The sequence below is a fragment of the Mesorhizobium sp. M0478 genome, assembly GCF_040321305.1.
Classification (GTDB): Bacteria; Pseudomonadota; Alphaproteobacteria; order Rhizobiales; family Rhizobiaceae; genus Mesorhizobium.
In genome coordinates this window covers 64,184-76,665 of record NZ_JAMYRH010000020.1, presented here as the reverse complement: position 1 = coordinate 76,665, position 12,482 = coordinate 64,184, and the positions used below count along the sequence as shown (strand labels likewise).

The 12,482-nt window shown below is 62.8% G+C and carries 8 protein-coding genes and 1 pseudogene; 6 read left to right on the top strand and 3 right to left on the bottom strand.

Features of this window, described 5'->3' with window-relative positions; genetic code table 11:
• Positions 1–264: 264 nt before the first annotated feature.
• Complete coding sequence (locus NKI64_RS30180) at positions 265–1,086, top strand: SDR family oxidoreductase (RefSeq protein WP_352671775.1); 822 nt, start codon at positions 265–267, stop codon at positions 1,084–1,086.
• Between the two features lie 70 nt (positions 1,087–1,156).
• Positions 1,157–2,136 (top strand): annotated as a pseudogene (locus tag NKI64_RS30175) (alpha/beta hydrolase).
• A gap of 93 nt (positions 2,137–2,229) precedes the next feature.
• Here NKI64_RS30175 and NKI64_RS30170 read toward each other — a convergent pair.
• Positions 2,230–3,666: a DEAD/DEAH box helicase gene (locus NKI64_RS30170; protein ID WP_502900538.1), complete on the bottom strand. Its 1,437-nt coding sequence runs from the start codon at positions 3,664–3,666 to the stop codon at positions 2,230–2,232.
• Between the two features lie 407 nt (positions 3,667–4,073).
• Between NKI64_RS30170 and NKI64_RS30165 the strand changes: the two genes are divergently transcribed.
• Both NKI64_RS30165 and NKI64_RS30160 read left to right on the top strand, forming a co-directional pair.
• Positions 4,074–5,606: an acyl-CoA carboxylase subunit beta gene (locus NKI64_RS30165; protein ID WP_352671772.1), complete on the top strand. Its 1,533-nt coding sequence runs from the start codon at positions 4,074–4,076 to the stop codon at positions 5,604–5,606.
• Positions 5,576–6,682, top strand: coding sequence for a M48 family metallopeptidase (locus tag NKI64_RS30160; RefSeq protein ID WP_352671769.1), 1,107 nt, complete (start codon positions 5,576–5,578; stop codon positions 6,680–6,682). Before NKI64_RS30165 ends, NKI64_RS30160 begins: the two co-directional genes overlap by 31 nt.
• Before the next feature lie 25 nt (positions 6,683–6,707).
• Here the strand turns inward: NKI64_RS30160 and NKI64_RS30155 are convergent, their stop codons facing one another.
• Positions 6,708–8,708, bottom strand: coding sequence for a hypothetical protein (locus tag NKI64_RS30155; RefSeq protein WP_023835258.1), 2,001 nt, complete (start codon positions 8,706–8,708; stop codon positions 6,708–6,710).
• Positions 8,705–10,258, bottom strand: coding sequence for a bifunctional ADP-dependent NAD(P)H-hydrate dehydratase/NAD(P)H-hydrate epimerase (locus NKI64_RS30150; protein ID WP_023691258.1), 1,554 nt, complete (start codon positions 10,256–10,258; stop codon positions 8,705–8,707). The genes NKI64_RS30155 and NKI64_RS30150 overlap by 4 nt, the downstream gene beginning before the upstream one ends.
• Before the next feature lie 384 nt (positions 10,259–10,642).
• Here NKI64_RS30150 and NKI64_RS30145 point away from each other — a divergent pair, with 384 nt between their 5' ends.
• Positions 10,643–10,981: a P-II family nitrogen regulator gene (locus NKI64_RS30145; RefSeq protein WP_006205430.1), complete on the top strand. Its 339-nt coding sequence runs from the start codon at positions 10,643–10,645 to the stop codon at positions 10,979–10,981.
• Between the two features lie 58 nt (positions 10,982–11,039).
• Complete coding sequence (glnA, locus tag NKI64_RS30140) at positions 11,040–12,449, top strand: type I glutamate--ammonia ligase (protein ID WP_023672775.1); 1,410 nt, start codon at positions 11,040–11,042, stop codon at positions 12,447–12,449.
• Positions 12,450–12,482 lie beyond the last annotated feature (33 nt).

The window sequence follows — 12,482 nt, the reverse complement described above, 5'->3', positions numbered from 1 at the left end:
CCCGCGCGCGCCCTCGCCCCCTCTCCCCCCCTGGCGGCCGCGGTCGCCCCACTACCTCTCTCATACCTCCTTGTCATCTCGGCCCTTCCGCGCGGGGCCGCCCCCCCCCCCCCCCCCCCCGACTCTGGGCGCATTTCGGGCACTGCAATCTCCCGCGGCCGGACAACGCGCGATGACGATCAATTTCAACCAGTACGGAAAAGCGCTCTTTTCATTCGATTTTTTCACCGCTAGAGCACTAATGACAGATCGGCAGGGCGCAGAATGACACTTTACCGGGCCAACCCGAAGCACGGCGTCGCCTGGATAACCGGCGGCAGCAGCGGCATCGGCCGTGCGCTGGCCAAGGACCTCGCGGCAAAGGGCTTTGTCGTCGCGGTCACCGCACTCGACGGCGACCCACTCGACGCGCTCATCGTCGAGACTGCGCAGATGCCGGGACGTGTCGTCGCCCACCCTTGCGACGTCACCGACGAGCCGCGCATGGCAGCAACGGTGGCGGCGATCGAAAAAAATCTCGGCCCGATCGTGCTCGCCGTCTTCAACGCCGGCAACTACATCGCCACGCCCGGCGAAGACCTCAGGGTCCGCGACTTTCGCCAGACCTTCGAGGTCAACTATTTCGGTATCATCAATGGCCTCGTCCCGCTCATGGAGCGCATGCGCATCCGTGCGCGCGGCCATATCGTGCTTGTCGGGTCGGTCACAGCCTATTTCGGCTGGCCGACCACCGCGGCCTATGGCGGCTCGAAGGCGGCGATCAACATCCTGGCCGAGTCGCTGAAATACGATTTCGACAAGATGAATGTCCGGATCCAGGTGATGAATCCGGGCTTCATCGACACGCCGCTGACCGAAAAGAACATGCTGCCAATGCCGGGACTGATGCCGGTCAACCGCGCCTCGCGCCGCATGCTGCGCGGCATCGAGCATGGCGGCTTCGAGGTTACCTTCCCTCACCGGCTGAGCTGGGGGCTGAAGCTGCTGGCACTGCTGCCAAGGCCAGTCTGCCGGTGGTTCATCAGCACGGCGACCCGCTGGACAGGGCGGCCGCTGAATTTCGACCGCAAGCCGCCGAACGAATAGCTGTCCACAGCCCGGCTGTTGCCTGACTGCACCGGCCGCCATAGGCTTTAGAATTGTTGTGGTGTCTGAGATGGGGCGACGGATCGTGCTTGCGGTGCTGGGCGTCATCATCATCCTTGTCCTGGCCCTCCTGCTTGGTCCGCGCGTTCCCGTCGACACAACAATCAGCTTCGACCCCAAGGTGATCGGCGACGATCCGCAAGCGTATATCGCGCGTGAAGAGGCTACCGTTCCCAACGTCCGCGACGCGCTCGAGAAAGAAATCATCTGGGCCGATCCGATGGTTCACGCCAGGACGCCATTGGCGATCGTCTATATCCATGGCTTTCGGCATCGAAGGGCGAGGTTCGCCCGCTGGCCGACGAGGTCGCCGACCAACTCGACGCCAACCTTTTCTACACCCGCCTCACCGGTCATGGGCAGGACGGCGCCGCTATGGCGCAAGGCAGCGTCAATGCCTGGATCAATGACTATGAGGAGGCGCTCGCCATCGGCCGGGCCATCGGCGACAAGGTGATCGTCATCGGCACCTCGACCGGTGGATCGCTGGCGGCATGGGCGGCGACTGAGCCTGGCGCATCGGACGGCGTCGCTGCAATCGCATTCATCTCGCCGAATTTCGGCATCAGGGCTTCAGGCGCCGAGCTGCTGACCATGCCATGGGGCAGGCAGATCGCAGAGTTCGTCGGCGGCAAAGAGCGCAGCTTTACGACCCGCAACGCGCTGCACGAGAAACTCTGGACGCACACCTATCCAATGGCGGCCGTGCTACCGATGGCGGCGCTGACCAACCTTGCCTACGCAGCGCCTGTGGAGAAGGCAACCATACCGGCGCTGTTCATCTTCTCGGATTCCGACAAGGTGGTGCGCCAGGATCGCACCCGCGAAATCGCCGGCCGCTGGGGCGCACCGCATGAACTGGTGCCCGTCGACGACAATGGCGATCCCGACAACCACGTCATTGCCGGCGACGCGCTGTCGCCCTCGACCACGGCATTCCTGGCGCAGCGGATCGTCGTGTGGGTTCAGGCAATTACCGGTCAGCCCTAAACGAAAAGGACGGCCGAAGCATTGCCCCGGCCGTCCTCATATTCAATCGTCAGCAATCAAGCCAGGCTCGACGAGCCTGACCGGTTCGTCTGATCAGGCAGCCCGCGCCGCGGGCCGCTTGCCGCCGAAGCGGCGCTTGTTGTTGCCCTTGAAGGCCTTGGCGCCTTCCGGTTTGCGCTCGCTTGCACCCGCAAAGGCCGGCTTGTCACCAAAACGCTTCTTGGCGAAGCCGTTGTTCTGGCCACCGGGCCGCCTGCCGTCGCGACGGCCATTGCGGTCGTTGCGATCATTGGCGGGCTCGAAGCGCTCGTTCTTTTCGGCCGGATTGCGCACCGGATCCGGGCTGCCGAGATGGTCGGCAACGATCGGCAGCTTGCTGCGGATGATGCGCTCGACCTGACGCAGCTTGCTGTTTTCGGAAGGATCGCAAAGCGTGATGGCGATGCCGTCCATGCCGTTACGGCCGGTACGGCCGATGCGGTGGACATAGCTTTCGGCCTCATCCGGCAGGTCGAAATTCACCACATGGCTGATGCCGGGAACGTCGATGCCGCGCGCCGCGATGTCGGTCGCCACGAGAATGCGCACCGAGCCCTCGCGGAAATCGTTGAGCGCCTTCTGGCGGGCGTTCTGCGACTTGTTGCCGTGGATGACGGCGGCCTTGAAGCCGTCGCGTTCGAGGTCCTTGGTCACCCGGTCGGCGCCATGTTTGGTGCGCGAAAAGATGATGACGGACTTCATCGCTTCGTCGGCGAGCATCGTCGACAGCACCTGGCGCTTCTGCTTGGTGCGGGCAAAGACAACGCCCTGCACGATTTCGGCAGCAGCGGTGCTCTGCGGCGCGACTTCGACGCGGATCGGGTTCTTCAACAGGCCCTTCGCCAGTTCGGCGATTTCATTGGGCATGGTGGCCGAGAACAGCACCGTCTGACGGTCGGGCGCGGTCGCCTTGGCGATCCGCTTGACGTCGTTGATGAAGCCCATGTCGAGCATGCGGTCACCCTCGTCGAGCACCAGCCATTTGGTGTCGGAGAGAATGAGGTCGCCCTCGCGCACCAGGTCGGTCAGGCGGCCGGGCGTGGCGATCAGGATGTCGACGCCGGGAGCGACCTTCTTCACCTGGCTGAAGCGCGAGACGCCGCCAAGCACGAGAGCGGTCGAGACATGCGCGCCCTTGGCGAGGATCTTGATGGTGTCCTCGATCTGGACGGCGAGTTCGCGCGTCGGCGCCAGGATCAGCGCACGGGTGGTCTTGGCCCGGCGCTTGGTGCCGAGCGCGATGATCTTCGACAGGATCGGCAGCGCGAAGGCCGCGGTCTTGCCCGAGCCGGTCTGGGCGATGCCGAAGATATCACGGCCTTCCATCTGCGGCGGGATCGCCTGCGTCTGGATCGGCTTCGGCTCGGTGAAGCCGGCGCCATGCGTCGCCTTGAGCAGCGCGCCGGCAATTCCAAGAGCTGCGAAACCGGTGAGCTCCGCAGTGTTGCCGGTCGAGATAGAGTTACCGGCTGAGGTGTTTTCGTTGGTCAAAATAGTCTTCTTTCACGCGGTCTTGGCCGCAAACATCGATGGCGGCAGGGCGCAACCTGCCGCCGAAAAATTTGATATGAAACGACAAGGCGGGCGGACGGTAACGTCCACTCGGCTGCGCTGTCGTGCCCGCAGGCGTCATGCCACGGGGCTCTTTCGCCACTTCGTGATGTATCGGAAAGAGAGGCCGATATACCGGAAAGAGGGAAAACAGACGCAACCAGTCTCATTTGTCGAGAAGGCCGGAATCTCCGGCCCAAGCGCCTATGGGCTGCATATGGCTGAGTTCGCTCCGGAATGCAAGGGGCCACATGTTGCAGCGCAATAATCGAGGCCGAAAGCGGCGCTTGCACACGCCTGCAGGCATCATTACCACAAAGGCAGCTGCCATTTCTGGGGACCGAGCGATGAAGGACGTGCTGAAGGAACTCGAGCGCCGCCGCGAGATCGCCCGCATGGGTGGCGGCCAGGCCCGCATCGACGCCCAGCACAAGAAGGGCAAGCTGACGGCGCGCGAACGTATCGAGGTCTTTCTCGACGAAGGCTCGTTCGAGGAGTTCGACATGTATGTCGAGCATCGCTCGACCGACTTCGGCATGGAGAAAACCAAGATCGCCGGCGATGGTGTCGTCACCGGCTGGGGCACCGTCAATGGCCGTCCGGTCTATCTCTTCGCCAAGGACTTTACCGTCTTCGGCGGCTCGCTGTCGGAGGCGCACGCCGAAAAGGTCATCAAGGTGCAGGAGATGGCGCTGCGTAATCGCGCGCCGATCATCGGCCTCTACGACGCCGGCGGCGCCCGCATCCAGGAAGGCGTGGCGGCGCTTGGCGGCTATGCCGAGATCTTTCAGCGCAATGTGCTGGCCTCCGGCGTCATTCCGCAGATTTCCGTGATCATGGGCCCGTGCGCCGGCGGCGACGTCTATTCGCCTGCGATGACCGACTTCATCTTCATGGTGCGCGACACCTCTTACATGTTCGTCACCGGGCCGGATGTGGTCAAAACGGTCACCAACGAGACGGTGACGGCCGAGAGCCTTGGCGGCGCGTCCGTCCACACGACCAAATCGTCGATTGCCGACGGCGCCTACGACAATGACGTCGAGGCGCTGTTGCAGATGCGCCGGCTGGTAGACCTTTTGCCCGCGTCAAATACGTCGGAGCTTCCTGAGATCGAGTGCTACCAGTCGGTCACCGACCATGATCTGTCGCTCGACCGGCTGATCCCAGACAACGCCAACAAGCCTTACGACATCAAGGAGCTGATCCTCAAAGTTGCCGATGAAGGCGATTTCTTCGAGATCCAGCAGAACTTTGCCAAGAACATCGTCACCGGTTTCGGCCGCGTCGAAGGCCGCACCGTCGGCTTCGTCGCCAACCAGCCGATGGTGCTGGCCGGCGTGCTCGATTCCGACGCAAGCCGCAAGGCGGCGCGCTTCGTGCGCTTCTGCGACTGTTTTTCCATTCCCATCGTCACCTTCGTCGACGTCCCCGGCTTCCTGCCCGGCACCGCGCAGGAATATGGCGGCCTGATCAAGCATGGCGCGAAACTCCTGTTTGCCTACGCCGAGGCGACCGTGCCGAAAATCACGGTCATCACCCGCAAAGCCTATGGCGGCGCCTATGACGTGATGGCCTCAAAACATCTGCGCGGCGATATGAACTATGCCTGGCCGACGGCGCAGATCGCGGTGATGGGGGCGAGAGGCGCGGTCGAGGTCATCTACCGCAAGGATATCGGCGACGCCGAAAAGATCGCAGCTCACACAAAGGCTTACGAGGACCGTTTCCTGTCGCCCTTCGTCGCCGCTGAACGCGGCTATGTCGACGAGGTGATCATGCCGCATTCGACCCGCCGCCGCATTGCCCGGGCACTGCGCATGCTGCGCAACAAGGACATGCAGAACCCTTGGAAGAAGCACGACAACATCCCGTTGTAACATCCAATGTCGCGACTGATCATCAGCGCCGGTCGGCGGTTTGGCAGGTTCACGGTCCTGTTTTTCGTTGTTCCCGCTCTCATCATCTTCTGCGTCTGGATGTCCCTGCTCGACAACCATCCAATCTGGTTTATCGCCAGCGGCTTCGTCGTCATGCCGATCGCCACCACGGCTTGGCATTTCTGTTCGGCACATTGTTTGCGGGCTTCCGACGCAGCAAGATCAAAGGCGTCAGTGAAGCAGAAGCGCCCGGCCTGTGGGCGCTGTGGCGGAGCGTCGCCGGACCGCACCGTGCTGCGCGCACGGTTGTCATACTAGAGGGCAACCTGAACGCCAGCGTGCGCGAAGAGCGCACGCTTCTCGGCCTTCTCGGCAATCGGCTGTTTCTAACCATTGGCATCCCTCTCCTCGCAGTGACCGATGAAAGAGCGCTTGCCGCGATCCTTGCCCATGAGGACGCGCATGTGCGCAACAAGGATACCAATGGCAGCCTCAATCTCGCTGAGTTCGAAAACGGTTTCGGATTTGTCTTCGAGTATGCCCCGCCCGGAACCACGATCACAGGCAGCCTGCTCCACGCCGCTATCGGCTGGCTGTCGCAATCGTTCGAGCGGGAAGAAATCCGGCTTTCGCGCGAAGCGGAGATCAAGGCAGATCGACACGCGGCATCCTCCGGCGACGCCGAGCACGCCGCACGCGCGCTGTTGCTTCTTGCCACGGCAGACGTGCATTTCACGGAGACGGTCTATGACCCTTTGCAGCATGAATTGCGAGGTGCTTTGCGTCCGCCGCGACCGCCGCTCGAGCGCATGCTGGAAGCTGCCGGCCAGCTGCGAGAACCCATTTGCCTCGATGTTTGCGCCCGCAAGGCGTGGGCAAGCCCGGATGACGCAAAGTCCACCCATCCATCATTGGCTCAACGGCTGGCGGCGCTTGGCTACACGGAGCCGCCCGACCTGGACCCGATCGCCGTGACCGCGCTCTCGACGCTGCTGAACTCGAGCGTAGCACAGCGCCACATTTCGGAATTCGACACCAAATGGACTGCGCGGATGGAAGACTATCTCCAGCGCTGAACTGGTGGTCGCCCAACTCGCAGGCTCACTCCTCTTCCGCCGCCCCGAACCCCGCATCCCTGGGGGCGCTGGTCGCGCTCGCCCAGGGCGTCGCGTGATTATCGATGCGCATCTGGAAGATGAAATAGGTCGGCGAGCAGTAGCCGATGCCTTTCACCTTGGCAGCACCCGGCGTGTCCGGCGGCAGCGACTGGCACATATAGTCCTCGCGGCAGAAATGATCAGCCGAGCAGGCTGGACGGTTGCCGCGGTTGACCGCGCCGCCGAGGCACTGGTCGAAATTGTTGGTGGCGACGCAGGTGTCGAATTTCTTGCCGCCGACCATGCCGCAAATTTCCGATGGCATCGGCTTGCCCGTCTTGAATGCGGCGAAGCTGCGGTCCTTGTCGTCGCAGGCGCGATAAGCGATGCCTGCCGGTACGCCGATTTTCGGTGGCCGGCAGGTGTAGGCAGTCCGCGAAAAGGTCGGCGCAAAAGCCGCGAACTGGCCGGTGATCTTGTAGCGGTCGTTGAACGGCTGAGACGGGTTGCTGGCGATCGACCCGGTCAGGCAGGGATGGCCCGAAAACATCTTTGGACTGTCCGTGGGCAACAGACATTGCGCCAACGCGGTATGCACGCCTGAAGCCGTCGCGAGCGGCGTGCAGACGGTGCCGCCACCGCATTGCCAGGTCGCGCCGAAGCGTTTTGCATCATCCGGCATCAGGCACGGCATCGCCATCTCGGCCGGGGCGTAGTCGACATCGCCGGCATCGGTCCATGTCGCTGGCGGCGCGAAGGACAGCGGCCGGTAGCGGTTCGGCTCCTTGCCTTCTTCCGTCGCGCGCAGCCAGGCCTCACGTCGCGGAATCTCGGCATGGAGATGCGGCGAGATGCCGACCTCGATCCGGTTGAGAGGCGACGTCGTTTTGTCGTCGAGGCCGATGAAGTGAAAGCCGGCCGTCGAGCCCGCCTGGTGGCAGCCCTGGCAGGCGCCATTGTCCAGCCGCTCGACCAGCGCCTCCGGTGTCCGCACCAGCTTTAGCGCCGCATAGTCCAAGCCGGCGAAATCCGCTGGCTGGAACAGCGGCGTGAACGGATGGTTGGCCCGTCTCGCGCTGCCGAAGGTCGACCACGAGATGATTTTCTTCGCCAGGAATTCGTCGGGGATTTCGTAGACGCCGAGATCGACCGCCGCGACATTGGCGCTGACGTAGTCGGCGAGCCCTTTCTTGAGTGCAGCATCGTCGGAGAGCCGCGCGACGTCTGGCGTATTCTCCAGCGGATTCTCGCTGACGGTAGCGCCATCGATGCCGAAGATCCGCATCAGATAGGCCGCCTGCCCGCCGAACTCGGTCTCCTGGCCCGAGGGAAAGCGCACCACTTGCGCGTTGAGTTCGAGCTGTTTGAAAGTCAGTTCCTCCGGTGCCAGCGGCCCGCCGACCAGCCAGCCGGCATCGACGTTTTCGTCGATCTGCGGTGTCCAGCGCCCGGCAACGCCGACGCAGCCGCCATCGGCATCCGGCGCCACGCTGTAGACGGCGTTGAAATTGAATGGCAGCCGCGATGCCAGAACCTTGCCGTTCTTGCGGAAACTGTAGGCCAGGCGATAGACAAAGCGCACCTCGCCACAGCTCTTGTCACCTTGCAGCGCGGTGAAGTCACGCCGGTCCAGCCGGTTGACGACGCCGACCAGGCGGAAGCGCGCGGCCTCGGTCTTCAGCCAGCGCATATCCATGATGCGGCCGACATTGCCGTCGGTCACCTCGTAGAGCGTGCGCCCGCCGGCCTTTATCTCGGCCCGCAGCGTGGCAATATCGGCCGCCACCATGTCGACAACAGCACGATAGGCCGGCACCTCACTGTAGAGCGTCTTCAGATCGTCCGCGCCGTCGACGGCGAAAATGCCGGCGAAGCCAAACCCCTTGGCATCGAGGGCGGCGAGCACCGCCGGATCGTCGACGATGGTCACCGGCTGCTCAGCGCGCACGCCATGCGAGGCGAACAGCGCGATGATGGCTGCAATGGCGAGCGCGAAACGCTTCATCCGATCGGCACCTTCTGCCGCGCCTCGACAAGTTCACGCAGCACCGGCACCAGCGCCAGCGGCAGATCCTCGGCGATCAGACCCGGTCCGAAGCGGCTGCCGGCCTCGGCATGAATCCAGACCGCTGCGCAGGCGGCCTCGAATGCCTGCATGCCCTGCGCCAGCAGCGCGGCGACAATGCCCGCCAGCACGTCGCCGGAACCGGCGGTGGCGAGCCATGGTGCACCATTGGCGTTGATCACCGCGCGGCCGTCCGGCGCCGCGATGACGGTGTCGGCGCCCTTGTAGACCATGATGGCGTTGGCTCGTTCAGCGGCTGCGCGCGCCTTGGCGAGTTTCGACTGCTTCTTGTCCTTCGCGATGTCGGGAAAAAGTCTGGCGAATTCGCCTTCATGCGGCGTCAGCACCAATACCGGCGCCCACGGGAGCAGCGCGGCGTCGAACAGGGCCTGAGGCTGATGCGCCAATGACGTGATGGCGTCAGCATCCAAGACAATGGCAGGGCGCTGAATTCCGAATGAACTCGTCGACGTGCGGTTTAGGTCAGCGACCGTCGCGATCAATTGCAACGCGAAATCCCCCACTTTGGGTTTCGGCCCGAGCCCTGGTCCGAACACAAGTACTTCGGGGTGCCTCGCCGACAAAAATTCCTGCACTTCCTCCATCGAACCGGCCTCGCGCAGCATGATCGATGTCAGATGCGCGGCGTTTACCTGCATGGCATTTTCAGGCGAGAGCACGGTCACCGCCCCTGCCCCGGCTCTGGCTGCAGCCATCGCCGACAGCCGCGCCGCACCTGTCGCGCTCGGCCCGCCGGAAAAGACGCTGACGTGGCCGCGCTTATACTTATGTGTATCGACCGCCGTTTTCGGAAAACTGTATAGCCAGAAATCAGGCGTGTTCTCGAACGTCTTGATCTTGAACTCATCGACGATCGCATCCGGAATGCCGATATCGGCGATGATGATCTCGCCGCAGAGGCTGCGCCCCGGCATCAGCAGATGGCCGGGCTTTTTCCGCACGAACGTCACCGTCACGTCGGCCTTGAAATAAGCGTTGCTCAAGCCGGTCTCGCCCGACACACCAGAAGGCAGATCGATTGACACCACAGGCACGCGCTCCGCCGCGGCCAATCCTGAGACGGCAGAGGCATGCAGGGATATCTTCTTCGACAATCCCGCACCATAGAGCGCGTCCACGACGACTTCACCCGGTTCCGGGTAGCAGTGTCCGATGTGCTCGACCGGCAGATTGCAGGCCTCGGAAGCTCGCGCCGCATCACTCCCGGGCTTCTGCTTGCCTTCGGCCCAGAGCGCCACATTCACACCAGCCTCGGCCAGCAACCGCGCTACAACATAGCCGTCGCCACCATTATTGCCGGGGCCGCACAGCACGTGCACGCGGCTTGCTGCGGGATAGCGTGCCAGGACCACAGCAGCGACCGCTTCGCCGGCGCGCTGCATCAGGCCATAGCCGTCGAGCGGACCGGCCGCGATCGCCAGCCGGTCGGCCTCGCCCATCTCGGCCGGCGACAGGACTTCATTGCTCATGGATTGCCGATCCGCATTTCGTTCAAGGCCGACCCCTTTGTCCCTATCGAGCATTGTCCAGTTTCGGATTCGAAGCAAACGGCCAGGTGCTGCGTTGGCGTGCGGCCAATCCTTTCGCAGACTGGTGCCACGGATCCGCGCGGGCCTGCAAAATGCGCAATCTGCCTAATTATCGTGCAGACGCCCGAAGCGGCAATGTGTAGGCTTCGGGCAGCTTTGCCGCAGCCGAAGCAGAGGATGACGCGAATGTGCATCCCGGCGCGGCGCGGCATTGGAATTGCGCGAAACCGCTTCGCGTGGGCTGAAATTGGCACAGTTCGTGCTTGATGGAGGCGCAAGCGGGGCGCACAACCCGTTTTTTTGGCAGTGGAGGCCACTTTTTACATGAAAAAGATCGAAGCGATCATCAAGCCGTTCAAGCTAGACGAAGTGAAGGAAGCGCTTCAGGAGGCCGGTCTGCAAGGCATTACCGTGACCGAGGCCAAGGGCTTTGGCCGCCAGAAAGGCCATACCGAACTCTATCGCGGCGCCGAATATGTCGTCGACTTCCTGCCCAAGGTGAAGATCGAAGTGGTGCTGGGCGACGACGCCGTCGAAGGCGCCATCGAAGCCATCCGCAAGGCGGCGCAGACCGGCCGCATCGGCGACGGCAAGATCTTCGTCTCCAATATCGAGGAGGTCGTTCGCATCCGTACCGGCGAAACGGGGATGGACGCCGTCTGAGCTTTCTGATTTCAGATTAACGTCTCCTCGAAACGTCATCACACAGGGAAGAAACGACATGACGACAGCCAAAGACATCATGAAGCAGATCAAGGACAACGACGTGAAATTCGTCGACCTGCGCTTCACCGATCCGAAGGGCAAGCTGCAGCACGTCACGATGGATGTCATCGAGGTCGAGGAAGACATGTTCGCCGACGGCGTCATGTTCGACGGCTCCTCGATCGCCGGCTGGAAGGCGATCAACGAGTCCGACATGGTGCTGATGCCCGATGCGGACACCGTCCACATGGATCCGTTCTTCGCCCAATCGACCATGGTCATCCTGTGCGACATTCTCGATCCGGTCTCCGGCGAATCCTACAACCGCGACCCGCGCGGCACCGCCAAGAAGGCCGAGGCCTACATGAAGGCCGAAGGCATCGGCGACACCATCTATGTCGGCCCCGAAGCCGAGTTCTTCGTCTTCGACGACGTCAAGTACAAGGCCGATCCCTACAACACCGGGTTCAAGCTGGACTCGACCGAACTGCCGTCCAACGACGACACCGACTACGAGACCGGCAATCTCGGCCACCGCCCGCGCGTCAAGGGCGGCTACTTCCCTGTGCCGCCGATCGACAGCGCGCAGGACATGCGCTCCGAAATGCTGACCGTGCTCGCCGAAATGGGCGTGCGCGTCGAAAAGCACCATCACGAGGTTGCCGCTGCCCAGCACGAGCTCGGCATCAAGTTCGACACGCTGGTCCGCAACGCCGACAAGATGCTGATCTACAAATATGTCGTGCACCAGGTCGCCAACGCCTATGGCAAGACGGCCACCTTCATGCCGAAGCCGATTTTCGGCGACAACGGCTCGGGCATGCACGTCCACCAGTCGATCTGGAAGAACGGCAAGCCGACCTTCGCCGGCAATGAATATGCCGGCCTGTCGGAGTCGTGCCTGTTCTACATCGGCGGCATCATCAAGCACGCCAAGGCCATCAACGCCTTCACCAACCCGCTGACCAACTCCTACAAGCGCCTTGTGCCTGGCTATGAAGCCCCGGTGCTGCTCGCCTACTCCGCGCGCAACCGTTCGGCCTCGTGCCGCATTCCGTTCGGCTCGTCCCCGAAAGCCAAGCGCGTCGAGGTCCGCTTCCCCGATCCGGGCGCGAACCCCTACCTCGCTTTCGCCGCCATGCTCATGGCCGGCCTCGACGGCATCAAGAACAAGATCCACCCGGGACAGCCGATGGACAAGGATCTCTACGACCTGCCGCCGAAGGAACTGAAGAAGATCCCGACCGTCTGCGGTTCGCTGCGCGAAGCGCTGCAAAGCTTGGACAAGGACCGCGGCTTCCTGAAAGCCGGCGGCGTCTTCGACGACGACCAGATCGACAGCTACATCGAGCTCAAGATGGCCGAAGTGATGCGCTTCGAAATGACCCCGCATCCGGTCGAATACGACATGTACTATTCGGTCTGAACGATAAGCCTCAGCGACAAGGAAAAACCCCGG

What these genes read in the sequence shown, in the direction of transcription:
- NKI64_RS30180 (WP_352671775.1), top strand. Translation starts at nt 265, where the DNA reads ATGACACTTTACCGGGCCAACCCGAAGCACGGCGTCGCCTGGATAACC.
- NKI64_RS30165 (WP_352671772.1), top strand. Translation starts at nt 4,074, where the DNA reads ATGAAGGACGTGCTGAAGGAACTCGAGCGCCGCCGCGAGATCGCCCGC.
- NKI64_RS30155 (WP_023835258.1), bottom strand. Translation starts at nt 8,708, where the DNA reads ATGAAGCGTTTCGCGCTCGCCATTGCAGCCATCATCGCGCTGTTCGCC.
- NKI64_RS30150 (WP_023691258.1), bottom strand. Translation starts at nt 10,258, where the DNA reads ATGAGCAATGAAGTCCTGTCGCCGGCCGAGATGGGCGAGGCCGACCGG.
- NKI64_RS30145 (WP_006205430.1), top strand. Translation starts at nt 10,643, where the DNA reads ATGAAAAAGATCGAAGCGATCATCAAGCCGTTCAAGCTAGACGAAGTG.
- glnA (WP_023672775.1), top strand. Translation starts at nt 11,040, where the DNA reads ATGACGACAGCCAAAGACATCATGAAGCAGATCAAGGACAACGACGTG.